At 63.4% G+C, this 14,903-nt stretch carries 20 protein-coding genes; 11 read left to right on the top strand and 9 right to left on the bottom strand.

Annotated features, from left to right (window positions below):
• Positions 1-138 precede the first annotated feature (138 nt).
• A complete protein-coding gene (locus ACK4FH_RS00405) occupies positions 139-1,284 on the top strand; it encodes a saccharopine dehydrogenase NADP-binding domain-containing protein (RefSeq protein WP_409810023.1) in 1,146 nt (381 codons plus the stop codon).
• Here ACK4FH_RS00405 and ACK4FH_RS00400 read toward each other — a convergent pair.
• Both ACK4FH_RS00400 and ACK4FH_RS00395 read right to left on the bottom strand, forming a co-directional pair.
• Positions 1,281-1,550 (bottom strand): hypothetical protein, encoded by a 270-nt coding sequence (locus tag ACK4FH_RS00400; RefSeq protein WP_409810020.1) that lies wholly within the window; start codon positions 1,548-1,550, stop codon positions 1,281-1,283. The genes ACK4FH_RS00405 and ACK4FH_RS00400 overlap by 4 nt on opposite strands.
• A 16-nt stretch (positions 1,551-1,566) precedes the next feature.
• Positions 1,567-1,872: a hypothetical protein gene (locus tag ACK4FH_RS00395; RefSeq protein WP_409810017.1), complete on the bottom strand. Its 306-nt coding sequence runs from the start codon at positions 1,870-1,872 to the stop codon at positions 1,567-1,569.
• 160 nt (positions 1,873-2,032) lie between these two features.
• On the opposite strand from ACK4FH_RS00395, the gene ACK4FH_RS00390 reads away from it, so the two are divergent.
• Complete coding sequence (locus ACK4FH_RS00390) at positions 2,033-3,115, top strand: DUF2336 domain-containing protein (RefSeq protein WP_409810014.1); 1,083 nt, start codon at positions 2,033-2,035, stop codon at positions 3,113-3,115.
• A gap of 3 nt (positions 3,116-3,118) precedes the next feature.
• On the opposite strand, the gene ACK4FH_RS00385 is transcribed toward ACK4FH_RS00390, so the two are convergent.
• Complete coding sequence (locus ACK4FH_RS00385) at positions 3,119-3,910, bottom strand: helix-turn-helix domain-containing protein (RefSeq protein ID WP_409810011.1); 792 nt, start codon at positions 3,908-3,910, stop codon at positions 3,119-3,121.
• Positions 3,907-4,170 carry a hypothetical protein gene (locus tag ACK4FH_RS00380; RefSeq protein WP_409810008.1) on the bottom strand — a complete coding sequence of 88 codons (264 nt, stop codon included), beginning with the start codon at positions 4,168-4,170 and terminating at the stop codon, positions 3,907-3,909. The genes ACK4FH_RS00385 and ACK4FH_RS00380 overlap by 4 nt, the downstream gene beginning before the upstream one ends.
• A 145-nt stretch (positions 4,171-4,315) precedes the next feature.
• Between ACK4FH_RS00380 and ACK4FH_RS00375 the strand changes: the two genes are divergently transcribed.
• The 4 genes from ACK4FH_RS00375 (at position 4,316) to ACK4FH_RS00360 (ending at position 7,163) form a co-directional block, all read left to right on the top strand.
• Positions 4,316-5,263, top strand: coding sequence for an alpha/beta hydrolase (locus tag ACK4FH_RS00375; RefSeq protein WP_409810005.1), 948 nt, complete (start codon positions 4,316-4,318; stop codon positions 5,261-5,263).
• Positions 5,264-5,592: 329 nt separating this feature from the next.
• Entirely contained in the window at positions 5,593-5,985 is a 393-nt protein-coding gene (locus ACK4FH_RS00370; RefSeq protein WP_409815079.1) for a MucR family transcriptional regulator, read from the top strand.
• Between the two features lie 79 nt (positions 5,986-6,064).
• On the top strand, positions 6,065-6,610 hold the full coding sequence (locus ACK4FH_RS00365; protein WP_409810003.1) for a PAS domain-containing protein: 546 nt from the start codon (positions 6,065-6,067) through the stop codon (positions 6,608-6,610).
• 79 nt (positions 6,611-6,689) lie between these two features.
• Positions 6,690-7,163 carry a hypothetical protein gene (locus tag ACK4FH_RS00360; protein WP_409810000.1) on the top strand — a complete coding sequence of 158 codons (474 nt, stop codon included), beginning with the start codon at positions 6,690-6,692 and terminating at the stop codon, positions 7,161-7,163.
• Here the strand turns inward: ACK4FH_RS00360 and ACK4FH_RS00355 are convergent.
• Positions 7,138-7,731 carry a helix-turn-helix domain-containing protein gene (locus ACK4FH_RS00355; protein WP_409809997.1) on the bottom strand — a complete coding sequence of 198 codons (594 nt, stop codon included), beginning with the start codon at positions 7,729-7,731 and terminating at the stop codon, positions 7,138-7,140. The genes ACK4FH_RS00360 and ACK4FH_RS00355 overlap by 26 nt on opposite strands.
• A gap of 130 nt (positions 7,732-7,861) precedes the next feature.
• On the opposite strand from ACK4FH_RS00355, the gene ACK4FH_RS00350 reads away from it, so the two are divergent.
• Both ACK4FH_RS00350 and ACK4FH_RS00345 read left to right on the top strand, forming a co-directional pair.
• A complete protein-coding gene (locus ACK4FH_RS00350) occupies positions 7,862-8,203 on the top strand; it encodes a helix-turn-helix domain-containing protein (protein WP_409809994.1) in 342 nt (113 codons plus the stop codon).
• Positions 8,200-8,769 carry a DUF6456 domain-containing protein gene (locus ACK4FH_RS00345; protein WP_409809991.1) on the top strand — a complete coding sequence of 190 codons (570 nt, stop codon included), beginning with the start codon at positions 8,200-8,202 and terminating at the stop codon, positions 8,767-8,769. Before ACK4FH_RS00350 ends, ACK4FH_RS00345 begins: the two co-directional genes overlap by 4 nt.
• Here ACK4FH_RS00345 and ACK4FH_RS00340 read toward each other — a convergent pair.
• The 3 genes from ACK4FH_RS00340 to ACK4FH_RS00330 all read right to left on the bottom strand — a co-directional run bounded on the left by ACK4FH_RS00340 (position 8,727) and on the right by ACK4FH_RS00330 (position 11,118).
• Positions 8,727-9,158: a SufE family protein gene (locus ACK4FH_RS00340; RefSeq protein WP_409809989.1), complete on the bottom strand. Its 432-nt coding sequence runs from the start codon at positions 9,156-9,158 to the stop codon at positions 8,727-8,729. The genes ACK4FH_RS00345 and ACK4FH_RS00340 overlap by 43 nt on opposite strands.
• A 153-nt stretch (positions 9,159-9,311) precedes the next feature.
• Positions 9,312-9,722: a DUF5330 domain-containing protein gene (locus tag ACK4FH_RS00335; RefSeq protein ID WP_409809986.1), complete on the bottom strand. Its 411-nt coding sequence runs from the start codon at positions 9,720-9,722 to the stop codon at positions 9,312-9,314.
• Between the two features lie 304 nt (positions 9,723-10,026).
• Positions 10,027-11,118, bottom strand: a complete 1,092-nt coding sequence (locus tag ACK4FH_RS00330; protein ID WP_409809983.1) for a hypothetical protein — start codon at positions 11,116-11,118, stop codon at positions 10,027-10,029.
• Positions 11,119-11,344: 226 nt separating this feature from the next.
• Here ACK4FH_RS00330 and ACK4FH_RS00325 point away from each other — a divergent pair, with 226 nt between their 5' ends.
• Complete coding sequence (locus tag ACK4FH_RS00325) at positions 11,345-11,680, top strand: DUF1491 family protein (protein ID WP_409809980.1); 336 nt, start codon at positions 11,345-11,347, stop codon at positions 11,678-11,680.
• A gap of 26 nt (positions 11,681-11,706) precedes the next feature.
• On the opposite strand, the gene ACK4FH_RS00320 is transcribed toward ACK4FH_RS00325, so the two are convergent.
• Positions 11,707-11,925 carry a hypothetical protein gene (locus ACK4FH_RS00320; protein ID WP_409809978.1) on the bottom strand — a complete coding sequence of 73 codons (219 nt, stop codon included), beginning with the start codon at positions 11,923-11,925 and terminating at the stop codon, positions 11,707-11,709.
• A gap of 165 nt (positions 11,926-12,090) precedes the next feature.
• Between ACK4FH_RS00320 and ACK4FH_RS00315 the strand changes: the two genes are divergently transcribed.
• Both ACK4FH_RS00315 and ACK4FH_RS00310 read left to right on the top strand, forming a co-directional pair.
• Positions 12,091-13,713 carry a peptide chain release factor 3 gene (locus tag ACK4FH_RS00315; RefSeq protein WP_409809975.1) on the top strand — a complete coding sequence of 541 codons (1,623 nt, stop codon included), beginning with the start codon at positions 12,091-12,093 and terminating at the stop codon, positions 13,711-13,713.
• Positions 13,714-13,752: 39 nt separating this feature from the next.
• Positions 13,753-14,895 (top strand): mechanosensitive ion channel family protein, encoded by a 1,143-nt coding sequence (locus tag ACK4FH_RS00310; RefSeq protein WP_409809972.1) that lies wholly within the window; start codon positions 13,753-13,755, stop codon positions 14,893-14,895.
• Positions 14,896-14,903: the final 8 nt, after the last annotated feature.

Here is a 14,903-nt window from a genome sequence, read left to right as displayed (position 1 = left end):
GGTGCCAGAAATTAACATTACCGGCAACAAGTCGCGCCGGGCGGCGCTTCGGCGCCCGCTTTGCGTTGCGGCTGGCGCTTCCTCTCCGTAACAATAATACGACGACGGGAGCGGAGCAGCCCGTTCAGGGGCGGGAAAATGAAATCGCGCATAATGATCTACGGCGTCGACAGTTTCATGGGCGCGCTCGCCTCGCGCGCCGCCATGCGCCGTGGCATTTCCCATGTCGCCGCCGGGCGGAACATCGCCGGCGTCGCGCAGCATGCGGCGGCGGTCGCAAAGGAAGCGGATAACGCGCTTGCTGAGCCGCGCACCTTCACGCTTGGCGACAAGGCGCGCATCGCGGCACAGCTCGACGATGTCGGCGTCGTCGTGAATTGCGGCCCGCTCGAAGGCGGCGACCTCCTGTCGCTGATCGACGCCTGCCTTGCGACCAGCACCCATTATATCGACATGACGAGCGAGCGGACGCAGATCGCCGCCATTGCCGCGCATGACGAAGTGGCCAAGCGCGCCAATGTCATGGTGATGGCGGGCGCGGGCTTCGATTATGCGGCGATCGACACGGTGGCCGAACGTCTGGCCCAAATCCTGCGCGGCGCGCGCGCCGTCACTATTGCGGTGAAGCGCGGCGCGCCGACACTGCCCGAGGCACGGCGCCTCGTGGCCGCCCTGACGGCCGATGGCGAAACGATGAAGAACGGCCAGTTCGCACCGGCGCGGGCGGGGGAGCGCAGCATCGAGGTCGATTTCGGCGATGGCCCGGAAACGGCATGGCTTGCGCCCTGGCGCGGCGAGGCGACAGGCATGCGCCATCGCGGCACCTATTCCACGATGGAGAGTTACGAGGTGCTGCCGGAGCGCGCCGCCCGCGTTTTCGCCAAGGGCCGCATAGCCATGCGTCTGTTCCGGCGCGGCTGGGGCGTGAAACGGCTCGAGCGCAGAGTGTCGAAAGGCCGGCTCTCGCCGACATCGGCTGAACTGAAAAACGGCCGTGCCGTGGTCTGGGGCGAGGCGCGCACGCCGGAGGGGATTCGCTTCTGCGCGCGGCTCGAGACACCCGAGGCTCATATCTATTCGGCGGAGGCAGCGGTGCTGCTTGCGCGCCGTGCGGTGCAGGCGGCAGCCAAGCCCGGCTTCCAGCTCCCCTTCGCCATCGCGGGCGCAGCGCTGATCGAGGAAATTCCCGGCACCCATTGGCGCGAGATCGCCGATCCATCGGATCCGGTCAAGCCGGAGCCCGTGCCGGCCGCCCTTGCCGAAAAGGCGAGGAAGAGCGCCTAGCGTTCCCTTGATTTCGTCCACCGCTCCCAAAGGGAATCGGCGCATTCGCGGCCTGTCATCTGGCTCGTCACCAGACGCATGGAACTTTCCATGCTGGCCGGCACGTCGTCGGGGTCGTTGCCGACGAGTTCCGCAAGCGGCCCATAGGCTTCATGTGCCATGTCCTTGGCGAGCATCCGGCAGGGGTCGACCTCGCCGTAATAGGCCACCGGCACGGCGATGACGGCGATCAGGGCGAGAACGATCAATCCGAGAATGAGGCGCATGAAGGCTCCTGTCTGATTATCGGGGGCCGGTGCCGCGGCCGCTCGTGTCGGGCATGTCCATCGAGCCGCCGCTCTCGCGGATGCGGCAGGCGGAATAGCCCGACCGCCAGCCCGCATTATAGGCCTTGTCGGCTTTCCAGGCTTCCTCGTTGCGGGTGATGGTCGAAGGGTCGCCCGGCACCTGGGAAGTCGCCGTCCAGCAGCCATCGGAATAGCCGGCCTTGTAGTTCGGCTCATCGGCATATTCGCTCTTGCCCATGCCGCAGCCCGCGAGCAGTACGGCGAGGAAAAGCGGCATGGATAGGCGGAAAAGGCGCGGCATGAAAGGCAGGCTCCGTCTGAAGGCGGTCCCGGCGAGGATAGGGCTACGGCCTCCAACCGCAAAGGAGAACCTCGATCTGCCTCATGCTTTACGGAGCGTTAAGACCGGGATGGTGAGATAGCCCTTCCGGCAGGCAGCCGGAATTTACGGGATCTGCGTAATGGCGCTTGAAAGCTACAGCATGGCGGCCAGGGCCGAGGATGGGCAACGCACAAGGGAAGCGGCACTGCGCCGCCTCACCGATGTTGCGCTGCTTCCTGCCTCGCTCACCTCGCCGCAGGAACGCAGTGTCCTCGACAGCGTGCTCGCCTATGCTGCGACGCGGCTCGACGACACCGCGCGTCTTCGTCTCGCCGAGCGCCTCGCGCCGCAGGTCGAGGGGCCGCGCGAACTCGCGCTCGCGCTCGCATTCGACAAGACGGAAATCGCCCGCCCGATCCTCACCGAAAGTCTGCTGCTGAAGGATGGCGACCTCGTGCATGTCGCGCGCGAAGGTATGGACGAACATCGAGCCCTGCTTGCCGCGCGCCGCGATCTTTCCAGCGCCGTCGCCGATGTATTGATCGAACTGGGCGATACGCCGCTCATCGTTTCGCTGCTTGAGAACCGCACCTCGCAACTCTCTCACCGTGCCGTCGAAACGCTGGCCCGCCGCAGCGCCGCCGAGCCGGAGCTGCAGGCTCCGCTGCTCGCGCGTTCCGAACTCACGCTCCGCCTCGCGCAGCTCATGTTCTGGTGGGTGCCATCGTCAATGCGTCTCGAAATCCTCAACCGCTTCACCGTCGAGCGGCAGAATATTCATGAGGCGATGGAAGATCTTCTGGCGGCTACCTTCGCCGACACTCCGCTCGATATCGCCCTGTCGGTCGTCCGCCGCCCGGCGCCGGTCCCAAAGGCCCGTCTCGCGCGGCTCTTCGGTCCCGGTATCGACGATTTCTCGGGCAGCCTCGCGATGGAAGCGAATATTCGCCCCGAGACCATGTTCCGCATTCTGAGCGATCACGGCGGCGAACCTCTCGCGGTCTTCGCGAAGGCGGTCGGCATGAACCGCAAGGAATTCGGCGATCTGATCGTGATGGCGGTCGACATGCGAAAAGGCGGCGGCCTGCCCGCCAAGGGCGATCTGGAACGGATCGGCGAATTGTACGACGCGATTTCGACCGACCGTGCCGATCTTGCGCTGCATTGCTGGGATACGGCGCTCGCGAACGAAGTTCTGCCGTCCGGTGTGGCAGAAACCTGACGCCTATTCCGCCGCGCTTGATGGCGCAAAGCTCACGACCGAACCACCTTCAAATGCGGTGTCGTCGCTCACGTTTGGCATCGGTCTGAAATCCGGCCCCGAGACGATCTCCTCCAGCTCGCGCCGCGCCTGCCGCGCCGTGCCGATAATGTCGCCTTCCGCCCGGTCGACGAGATCGAGAATGGCGCGCACACCATCCAGAATGCCGTCGAGCCAGTCCTGCGACCCGAGACCGTCGGCCTTGAGCGATACGGCATCGGCGGCAAGCGTTGTCACCGCGCGGCGCACCGCAGCCGTGTTGAAATCCGATGGGCCGGTAACGAGCGCAACGATCTTTCTGATCTGCGCATGGATGCCGTCAAGCATCGCTGCCCTTTCGCGGGCGCGCCGGTCTTCCTCGTCGGCCGGCGGCGCAAGATCGTCGAGCGACACGGACAGCACACGCGCAATCGCCGCCATGGTGCGGAAGGTGCCATCCTTCTTGCCGGTTTCGATTTCGGACAGATAGGGCGCGCTCATGGCTGCGGCGCGCGCCAGTTCGATTGCCTTCATGCCGCGATATTCCCGCCAGACCCGGACAGGGTTCTCGCCATCGGCGATCCGGTGCGCAACGATGGCGGGCACTGGCGCCGGACCTTCCGATCCGAGCGCAAGAGTCGCCCCGGCGGCGCGCAGATCCTCAATGTCGTCGGCCGCCCGGCAAAGCGCCTCGTAGTCGCCCGCAGGCACTACCACGAACATCGTCTCGCCGTCGGCGCCGGTTATCTTCTGATGGTCTTTTCGTGTGCTGCTCATGCCGCGCTCCTGCCGGTCAGCGCAAGGACCGACGTTCGTCCTGCATCGCGGATGAAGACGACGCGCAATCCCGGTCCTGCATCGCTGCTGAAAAGACCCGGTGCGATCTCGCGTTTTGCTTCCGCGGACGCCGCCAGCCGGACAAGCGCACGGCGCTCCGCATCGAGGCGCAGGAAAATATCGTAAGCGGCGCGCGAATAGGTGACATCGCCTTGCGCCGCACCATCCTGTGCCTGCATCGTCACGGCCATGTCCGGCATGTCCAAATTCCGGTCCCCGAATTCGGCAGCCGCCGCTTCATATTGATTTTCCGGCTGCACTATCTTCGCCGCCTGCTACGATCCCTGCAACCCACGGCTCGCCACGCGCGAATCGACAAGAGAATCCGAACACAGGGAGAGGCGAATGTCCAATCGGCAGGAAGGAAAGGGCGGCATGAGCATCGAGCGCCTCAAGAGCCTGGTGCGCGAGCGCTCGAAGCGCGGCGACCTGCCTCTTGCCGAGCGCCGCAAGGTGATGGACGGAAATGCGCAGCAATTTCCGATGCCAGGGGGCGTATCGGTCGAGCCGGTCGATCTGGGCGGGCTTCATGCCGAGTGGCATGTGCCGGCGGCGCTTTCCGGCGCGCCGGAAACGCAGCGCACGATTCTCTATTTTCATGGCGGCGGCTATGTCATCGGCTCGCCCGTTTCGCATCGCCACATCACCGGCCGCCTCGCGCTCGACGCCAGGGCGCGCATTCTCAGCGTCGATTACGCGCTCGCGCCTGAGCACCCGTTTCCGGCGGCCGTCAATGACGGGTTGAAAGCCTATCGCTGGCTTCTCGGCCAAGGCCATGCGCCGCAGCGCATCGCGATCGCGGGCGACAGCGCGGGCGGCGGCCTCACGCTGGCAACGCTTCTTGCCGCGCGGGATGCGGGCCTGCCCATGCCGGCCGCTGCATCGCTCATCAGCCCCTGGTCCGACCTCACCTGCGCCACCGGCTCCTATGAATCGCGTGCCGAGGCAGACCCGATGATTACGCCGGCGGGCATCAGGGAGCTTGCCGCGACTTATCTCGCGGGGGCCGATGCGCGCAATCCGCTTGCCTCGCCGAACCTTGCCGATCTTCGCGGCCTGCCGCCCCTGCTGATCCAGGTGGGCGACGATGAGGTGCTGCTCGATGATTCGCGCGATCTCGCGGCGCGTGCAAGGGCGGCCGGCGTCGAGGTGGAACTCGAAGTCGCGCCCGGCATGATTCACGTCTGGCACGCCTTTTACCAGATGCTTGCAGAAGGCGAGCAGGCGATTGCCGCGATGGGCGACTATTTGTCATCCCGCTGGAATAGTGCGGAGCGAAACTCCGCTATTTGATCTTCAGTCTGAAATGACGAAAGTACACCGCGCGATTGACGCAACGGGAGCCCGCGAACATTTCCCTTCGTGAATTATATTGTATCGAATGAGATGAAATCGCTTGTCTTTTTCAGGCATCTACTAATTCGGCTATAATGCGGCAAAATAGGTCGCGTATGCTGCAAAAGAAGTCCGTCTTTCACTGAGTGCTTGATTGCTAATCGAGCAAAGAGTTATAGAATCTGCGAATATTGTTTCGATAAGCGGCGTGAATTCCCTGAAGCGGAGAAGGGGCGCGCGCCGAATATGACGAGGCTCTGGTGGCGGAAAAGGCGGAACTTATCGATATGACGGCCGAAATCGTTTCGGCCTATGTCGGACACAATTCAATTGCCCCGGAAGAGCTGCCCGGTCTGATCCACAAAGTATTCGCCGCCCTGAATGGTGCATCCGCAGGTAGCGCGGTGCCGGTTCAGACGCAGTCTGAACCTGCCGTATCGATCCGCAAGTCGATCACGCCGGACTATCTGATCTGTCTGGAGGACGGCAAGAAGTTCAAGTCGCTCAAGCGACATCTCCATACCCACTACAATCTGACGCCGGACGAATATCGCAAGAAATGGGGCCTGCCGCGCGACTACCCGATGGTCGCCCCCAATTATGCACAGGCCCGCTCCCGCCTTGCGAAGAAGATGGGACTCGGCCAGGCCGGACAGAACGCGCGGCGAAGTTCGAAATAGCATGCCGCTATCCGGCTCCGGCAATCTCCTTGCGCTGCGCCGCATAGCGGACCAGACTCAGGCTTGATGATTCGGCACTTTGGCGGCTTGCCGCCATTTCTCGGGGGACAGGCCGCTGACCGGCACGGGGCAGGCAATCAGGGCGCAATTGATTGTGCCGGAGCAGCAGGAACTGTTCGATTATTGGCGCTCCAAGGCGAATGATGGCCGCTATCCGACGCGCGCCGACATTCAGCCTGCGGAGTTGAGGCGCCTTCTGCCATCCCTCAGCATTCTCGAAGTGGTGGAGGGCGATGCGCCGCGTCTCAAGGTGCGCCTCGCCGGAACCCGTCTTCGCGATTATCTGGGTGTCGAAATCACCGGCCATCACCTCGATGAATATGATCTAGGCGATCAGACCGAATATTGGGATGCCGCCTATCGTGAAGTCATTCTGGGTGGCCGTCCGGCACAGGGCGTCGTGCCGCTCACGCCGTGGCAGCAACCGAACATCTTTCAGTTCTGGCTGCGTCTGCCGCTGGTGAACGGCGAAGGCCGCATCGTCATGGTGCTGGGGCACGATGCGTTCATGCAGTCCGAAAAGGCGCACGCGCTTGCCGGCAGGGCCAATCTTCACATCGCCTGATCGTCCGGTACGGGATTGATTGCCTCCCCGCGCCCGGTGCAGACTGAACCGGGGGACTAGCCGGGAGTTCGTTTTCGTCATGGCGTATTCAGTTTCGCTTCGCGGTCTGGCCTTGGCTGCCGCGTCTTTCGCCGTTTTGGCGCTCGCGCCTGCAGCCGCGCAGGCGAATGCCGTGTTACAGGGCGGCAAGGCAAAGCTCGCCGAAGGCGAAAGCGCCATCTTCATGATCACCGGTGCGGAAAAAGGCCCCGCCGATCTCCATGCCCAATGCGACATCGGCGATGTCGGTGGCACGGCAAGCATCACTTTCGACGGTGAAAATTACGTGCCGCTGTCCGACCCTTCGGTCGGCACGGTGTTGACGCTCTCGCGCGGCGAGACCCGAACCTATCATCTCGCCGGCGTTGTCGATGCGTCGCGCGGCAATGATGCCTATATCGCTTTCCACTTCGCCGGCGCCCCTGCGCCGATGTGCTTTCCGGGCATGGATTGCGGCGGCACTGAAGACAAGGCCGCCAGCGTGACCGTCACCTGCCGGAACGGCGCGGGCTGACTGGCGGAAAGCGCCGCAGCAGCGCCACCACCGGCGCAACCCAGTCCGTCTCATTGAGAATGATCGCCGCCGCACCTGCCTCCGGCGGCACGATCGCGCATCGCCTGCCCGCGGTTTCCACCAGCCGTCCGAAATGCCGCGCCGTTTCCATGTCCGCGGCGATGCAGTCGCGGCCGAGCAGGGCTCCCGCTTCCTCCGCCTGTACCCGGTCGGCAACCAGCATGTCGCCCGCCATGTAGAGGCCCATCTCTTCCGCGACGAGAAAGGCAAGCGGCTCCCGCGCACCCTCCGCCATTGACGGCGAAAGCGGGATGCCCGTGGCAAGTGTGACGACGCGCCCGCCGCGCCGCAGTTCCGCCTGACAGGCTAGAACCCCGCTCTCCCCGCCGATCAGCTCCCTGACATCGACGCCAAGCGCCCCCGCCAGCCGCTCCAGCCAGTCGGTCGAAACCGTCATGTCGGCGGTTTCGAGCCGCGACACGGTTGCCGCCGTCGTGCCCAGCGCCGCCGCCAGTTCGGTCTGGGTCAGGCCACGTGCCTTGCGGAATTGTCGAATCCTCGTGCGCACCGGGCGGCCTCCCAATGTGATGGTTCGAAAATATTACACAACTTATCCCCGCTTTGTACAGAATAAGTAAAATTCTCCTGCGAGGCCGGTAGCCCGGCTCAAGGACGGCATCGAGGCAGGGAGGAAAAGGATGGATAGGCGGCGTTACGGCAAAACGGACGGGAAGCTATGCATAGAGCAGACGCAGGAGGCCGTCGCGCGGGCATGGAACGTGCCCGTCGCGGAACTGCGCTCGCCCACACGGCGTAGCGCCTCGGTGGCGCAGGCAAGGCAGGTCGCCATGTATCTGAGCCATGTGATTTACGGCGTCAGCCTCGCCTTGGTCGGCCAGCATTTCGGCCGCGACCGGACCACCGCCGCCCATGCCTGCCGGCGGATCGAGGACAGGCGTGACGACGCGAGCTTCGACCGGTTGCTCGACGAACTGTCGGATCGCCTCCGCGGCACGCCAGAACACCGGAGCCCGCAATGACGGATGCCGAAATGAAAACCGGCGAGAGTGCGGATCGCTTCCTCGATCAGCACAGGATCATGGCCCGCCGCGCCATCCGGATGGGCACGGAAAATATCGAGGTCGACATCAATGAAGGTGAGTCGCCGCTCGGCTGGCTTCGCCATCGGAAAGGGCGCGACGGCAAGCCCCTGCTGACCGAAACGCAGTTCGAGGTTGGCGAGCGCCTGCGGCGCGACTTCACATTCGGTCTGATGATGCCGCGCGTGACCGCCGACTGGGCAAGCCCCGTGCGCCGCGGCCGCGCCGCCCCGCGCGATCCCGGCGATCTGACCGTTCAGGCGCTTGCCGCGCGTGAGCGCGTTGCCCATGCGCTGAAGGCCGTGGGGCCGGGCCTTTCGGACATATTGATCGGCGTTTGCTGCCACTTGCAGGGTCTGGAAGAAGCGGAGCGCGATCTCGGCTGGCCGAAGCGCGCGGGCAAGCTCGTGCTGCAGATTGCGCTCGACCGCCTGGCGGATCATTACGGCATGGCGGAGGGGGCTCAGGCCGTGGCGGTGCCGAGTGCGGCGCGCGCATCCGCCTGAATCCGCGCCACCATCGAATAAAGTCCGTTCGAGCGTTGCGGCGTCAGATGCTCATTGAGCCCGAGCTTCGCAAAAACGTCGCGCGCATCGGTCTCGATTATCTCGGCCGGCGCCTTGTCCGAATAGAGCCGCATCAGGATGGCGATGAGACCGCGCACGATATGCGCATCGCTGTCGCCGCGAAAATGAAGCACGGTCTTTCCGGCTTTGTCCTTGCGCGTCTCGTTCACGAGCCAGACCTGGCTGACGCAGCCCTCGACCTTGTTCGCGGGCGAGTGTTCCTCATCGCTCAGGGGTTCGAGCCCCTTGCCGAGCTCGATCACATAGCGATAGCGCTCTTCCCATTCTTCGAGGAAGGCGAAATCGTCGATGAGATCCTGAATGCCCATTCCGTCCTGACCGTCAGTGTCAACATGCTCAGGACATAGCGGCCCCTGTCTCAAAGAACAAGCGCCCCGCGGTGCCTGAACCGCGGGGCGCTGTTGGCCGCCGGGACGCCCTAGGAGACGCCGGGAAGCCGACGGGCAACCTGATGGGTGAGGTCAGGCGCCGGTCGTGAAGTCGGGGGCAGCCATGGGCCGGGCAACCGAGCGCGTGCCGATTGCTTCCGCAGGGCCTTCCTGCTGGTAGTCCTTTGCCTTCTCTGTCAGCCAGACAATGGCAAGGCTGCCGTAATGCGTGGTCTGCCGCATGACGTGACCGGCGATCGCGTGACTTTTCTCGCAGACCTCGGGATTGCGACCGCAAAATCCCATGACGTCCTGCGCGGACCGGGCGGCAAGCGCGAGCGCTTCGCCTGCACCGATTTCGTTTTCGGCCGCCGCGGCTTCATAGCCCGCCGGAACGATGCCGCCATTGCGGGCGGCGATCTGCGCCGTGCCTTCGCCGTCAGGTGCGGGCAGCAGAAAGGCAAGAACCGTGAGCCAGAACGCGGCTCTGAGTACAAAAGACATGACGATGATCCCTTCCCAAAGATGTCGTCCGTGAACCTGAGGCGAGCCTAGGAAGGAGCGCACTGCTGCCCGGTTAAAGAGATCAGTAAAATTGAAGAAGAACGAGATTTTATACTGTAGAAAGATTGCATTGGTTTATTTGAGTACTACAAAAAGCAAGTATTTATAGTCTAATTAAAATAAAAAACAAAAAAAATACGCCTCAAATTTGAGGCGTATTTCCTTCAAATGTTTCCGGCATTCGATTCAAATTGTTCGTGCCGCTGAACGCCCGCAGCGCGGCGCGGTTTTCCGGCTTGTGCCTTTACTGCGCGGCGAGCACAGAGGCGGGAACCGCCTGCGCCCAGCAGCCCCGCACCTCTTCGACGCCGTGCTTGCCTGCGCAATAGGCTTCTTCCGAGGGGAAGCGCGCTGCGGCCACGCACTGGTCGAGATTGAGGCGGGCCCAGTTCAGGCAGCGCCCGGTCGGATTGCGGGTTGAACTGGCGCCGGTTTCCATCGAGCCGTCGATCACCTGATAGGCGGCAAGCGTCAGCACGCGGTTCATCACGCTCGGCGAATAGGCCTGGGCGGGCTTGACCGGCGACAGGGCGGCAAGCATTGCGCTGGCGCGTTCCGTGACGCTGGTGGCCGCGTTGCTGGCATCGGCCGTCTTGGTGGTGCCATGCAGCGGCTCTGTCATGCCCCAGCGCTGCTTCTGGAAGGCATAGGAGGTTTCCTTGAAGCGGGCCGAAAGCGCGGCAAGCCGCGCATTCTCGCTGCGAAGTGCGGCGGCGACAGCATCGGTCGCATTACGGGCGCCACGCACCTGAAGAATGTAATTGTCGTCGCTGCGCAGTGCCTCGAGAACGGCTGTCTTGCCGCGCATCCGGACTTCATCGCGAATGCCCTGAGCGAAGGATGCTTCATTGGCTGCAATCAGCGCATGCGCCGCATACCAGCCTTCCGCCAGAGCGTCCGGCTGCGAGAAGCGGAGCGCCGCCAGCGCGCGGCGCACATCGGCCGGCGTGTTGAGGCGGCTTTCGCCGACAGCGGCAATGGCCGAACCGAATTTCGCATAGACGCCCGCAAGCTGCTCAAGCTGCGGCTTGGCCGACAGGGAGGCGATACCGGCCGAAGGATCGGCCGATGCAACCTGCACCGGCACCTGCTGGCGCGGCGATGGCAGCGGGATCGGAATATTGGCCGAGGCGATATTCGAAATGCCGCCGGTCGCAATGCCGTCATTGGCAAGTGCCGCCACTTCCGCAGCGACGGGCGCCGCCACCGGCGCAGGCGCGCTGGCTGCGTCCTTGCCGCCTTCGACCACCGTGCAGCCGCCGATTGCAATCGCCGCTGCAACCGAGAGACCGAGAGTGCGAAGTGAAGCCCCGAAAATCCCGAATGATTGAGTCACGCTGATACCCCTGGTCACGGCAGCCCCCAACCCCTGAGACGGAGGACATTTACCGGCAAGATCGCGCCCCCGGCCGCTTGCCTTAATGAGATACTAATGAGTCTAGTCCCGCTCGTCGCCTGCCGCAAACAGGAAACGTGTTAAGGATGAATGACATAAAGCCGCTGGGGTGCTGAATTGGCCATAAGCGGCGGAAATTCGCACCTTTCGGCCGGAAGTGGATGGGATGATGGAGCGGGCGCCGCGGCTGAAGGCGGAAATCTGGGTGAAGGCGCTGATCCGCCGCTGCGAGGTGGCTGGCGTCGCCGCCATGGTGGTTCGCCGGGGCGACACAAGTTCGGGGTCGGTCCTTGTGAAGCTCAATACGCTCGATGGCGAGGCGCAGGTCTTGAGCCCCGCCCGGGACGGGGAGGGCGAACTCATCTGGATTGCCCGGCCAAAGGCACCCGAAGCCGAAGCGGATGCCTGGATCGAAAAGCAGCGCAGCTTCGATCCCGACATATGGGTGGTCGAGATCGAAGACCGCGAAGGCCGCCACTTCCTTCAGGAAAAAGTGGCCTGAGCCCTGCTCAGGGACGCATGCCCCCTTCAAGGCCGCATGAACATGAAGTCTTCATCCGGGTCCAGATGGTCCGCCGCTTCGAGAAGTTCGGCGCGGATGTCTTCCGGCGAGCGGCTTTCCTTCCAGATGCGCAGCGCCTGCTCGAACAGGATGCGGGCGACGGCATCGCTGGACATCTTCTTTTCGTTCGCTTCGGCAAGCCCCGCATCGATATGCGGCATCAGAATGTCTCTGGCTGTGGTCATGGGGCGGACTTTCGACAGGTGAAATGACGATGAACCATAATCGCACGGGCCCAGCCTGACGCGGATTTGGCCATTTGTCGCGGGGACGCGGCCCAATTGTCGCGGGTGGCGATTTCCGGGGCTTTGGGTTAGGGTCCGCCGCAAATCCAACCGGAGACTTCAGAATTGAGTACGACCGAAGCCGCCGCCCGGCCGGGAGGCGAGGTGGAAACGCAGGTCCGGAACCGCCGGACCTTCGCCATCATCTCCCATCCCGACGCGGGCAAGACCACGCTGACCGAAAACCTGCTCCTGAAGGGTGGGGCGATCCGCCTCGCCGGTCAGGTCAAGGCGCGCGGCGACAACCGGCGGGCGCGTTCGGACTGGATGAAGATCGAGCAGGACCGCGGCATCTCGGTAACGTCCGCCGTCATGACCTTCGAATACAAGGGCATCACCTGCAACCTGCTGGATACGCCGGGCCACGAGGATTTCAGCGAAGACACCTACCGCACGCTGACAGCCGCCGACAGCGCCATCATGGTGATCGACGCCGCGAAAGGCATCGAGGCGCAGACGCTGAAGCTCTTTGAAGTCTGCCGCCTGCGCGACGTACCGATCATCACCTTCATCAACAAGATCGACCGCGAAGGCCAGGACCCCTTCGAGCTGATGGACGAGATCGCCTCGAAACTCGCGCTCGACACCGTGCCGATGATCTGGCCGGCCGGCATGGGCGGCCTCCTGCGCGGCATCTTCGATCCCGAGAACGACCGCTTCATCCCCTATATAAAGCCCGGTGCCGAAGGTAGCGACGAGGAACCCGAATGCCTGAGCGGAGACAAGATCGCCGAATATCTGGGTGAGGATGAGCTGGCGAAGTTCCGCGAGGAAATGGAACTCGCGCGCGAAGGCAGCACGACCTTCGACATCGAGCAATATCGCGCCGGCCACATGACGCCGGTCTATTTCGGCAGCGCGCTGCGCAAACTCGGTGTGCGCGAGCTGCTCGATGCGGTCGTGCGCCTTGCCCCGCCGCCCCGCGCGCAGCCCGCCGCGAACCGCATGGTGGAGCCGACCGAGCAAAAAGTAACTGGCTTTGTCTTCAAGGTGCAGGCGAACATGGACGCGAACCACCGCGACCGTATCGCCTTCATGCGCATCTGCTCGGGCAAGTTCAGGCGCGGCATGCGGCTCAAGCTTTCCAGCAGCGGCAAGACCATCGGCGTCCACAATCCGATCCTCTTTTTCGCGCAGGACCGCGAATTGCTGGACGAGGCATATGCGGGCGACATTATCGGCATCCCGAACCACGGCACCATCCGCGTCGGCGATACGCTGAGCGAGACGGAAGACCTGACATTCACCGGCATCCCGAACTTCGCGCCGGAAATCCTCCGCCGCATCCGCCTCGACGATCCGATGAAGGCAAAGCATATGCGCCGTGCGCTTGAAAGCCTCGCCGAGGAAGGCGTGACGCAGGTCTTCAAGCCCGAGATCGGCGCGAACTGGGTGGTCGGCGTCGTCGGCCAGCTCCAGCTTGAAGTGCTCGCCTCGCGCATCGCCAGCGAATACGACATCAAGGTGCATTTCGAGCCGTCGCCCTACGAAACCGCGCGCTGGGTCGCGGCGGAAGACCCCGCCGAGCTCAAGCGTTTCATGGAAGCCCATCGCGGCAACATGGCGACGGACCGCGACGGCGCTCCCGTCTTCATGGGCAAGAGCGCCTGGGAGCTTGGCTACACGCTCGAGAAGTGGCCGAAGATCCGCTTTTCCGCCACGCGCGAGCGCGCGCCGGCCGCTGCATAACTCTGCCTCAACTTCCGCCCTGGATAAATTCCGATTGCCATGCAGACCACGCTGACCAATCTCGAAAACTACTGGGAACTTGTCGTCGATGTCTGGCGCACAGGCGTCCTCGGCCACAATGTCGGCGACATACTGGTCGCGATCGCCATATTCGGCGCCTTCTACGTGCTGCGCGGGCTCTTCACCCGCTTCGTGATAAGGGTCGCCGACCGCTGGGTCGAGCGGACGGAGACGAAGATCGACGATTACATCCGCGATGCGATCAAGAGCCCGCTGCGCTTCCTCTTTCTTGCGCTCGGTTTTTTCTTCGCCACCGAATATCTCGATTTCGAGGATACGACCGGCCAGATCGCCGAACACCTGAACCGTTCGCTCATCATTGTTGCGATCTTCTGGGCGATCTATAATTGCATCGGCCCGGTCAGCCGGGGTCTGCGCCTACTGGAGCGTGTGCTAACACCCGAAATCCTGGATTGGCTTATCGCCGGCGGGAAGACCGCTGTCGTTCTGGTCGCGGGTGCGACGATCCTCCAGACATGGGGAATTCAGGTGGCGCCGATCATCGCCGGCCTCGGCCTGTTCGGCGTGGCGGTCGCCCTCGGCGCGCAGGATCTTTTCAAGAACCTGATCGGCGGCATGTCGATCCTGATCGAACGGCGGTTCGGTCTGGGCGACTGGATCAAGGTCGATGGCGTGGTTGAAGGCTTTGTTGAAAAGATTGGCTTCCGTTCGACGCTGGTCCGGCAATTCGACCGCGCGCCGGTCTATGTGCCGAACCAGAAGCTCTCCGACAATTCGGTCGTCAACTACAGCGCCATGACCGCGCGGCGCATCTCCTGGAAGATCGGCGTCGAATACCGCACCACGCACGATCAGCTTCGCCGCATCGTGGCCGACATCGAAAACTATCTGACATCGACCGAGGATTTCGTGCAGCCGCCGCTGGCACCGCTTTTCGTGAAGGTCGACAGCTTCAACGACTCCTCCATCGACATCATGGTCTACTGCTTCACGAAATCCACCGTCTGGGGCGAATGGCTTGCAGTGAAAGAGGCGCTCGCTTTTCGCATCAAGCAGATCGTAGAGGGTGCAGGCGCCGGCTTCGCCTTCCCGAGCCAGTCCCTCTATGTCGAGACGCTGCCGCTTCCTGCGGATGAAGTCGCGCCGCTGCTGAAAGCATAAAGGCGCGC

Source organism: Parvibaculum sp., from assembly GCF_046297875.1.
In the GTDB taxonomy this organism is placed as follows: Bacteria; Pseudomonadota; Alphaproteobacteria; order Parvibaculales; family Parvibaculaceae; genus Parvibaculum.
The sequence above is the reverse complement of the archived record's forward strand: the minus strand, read 5'-3'. Positions and strand labels throughout refer to the sequence as shown.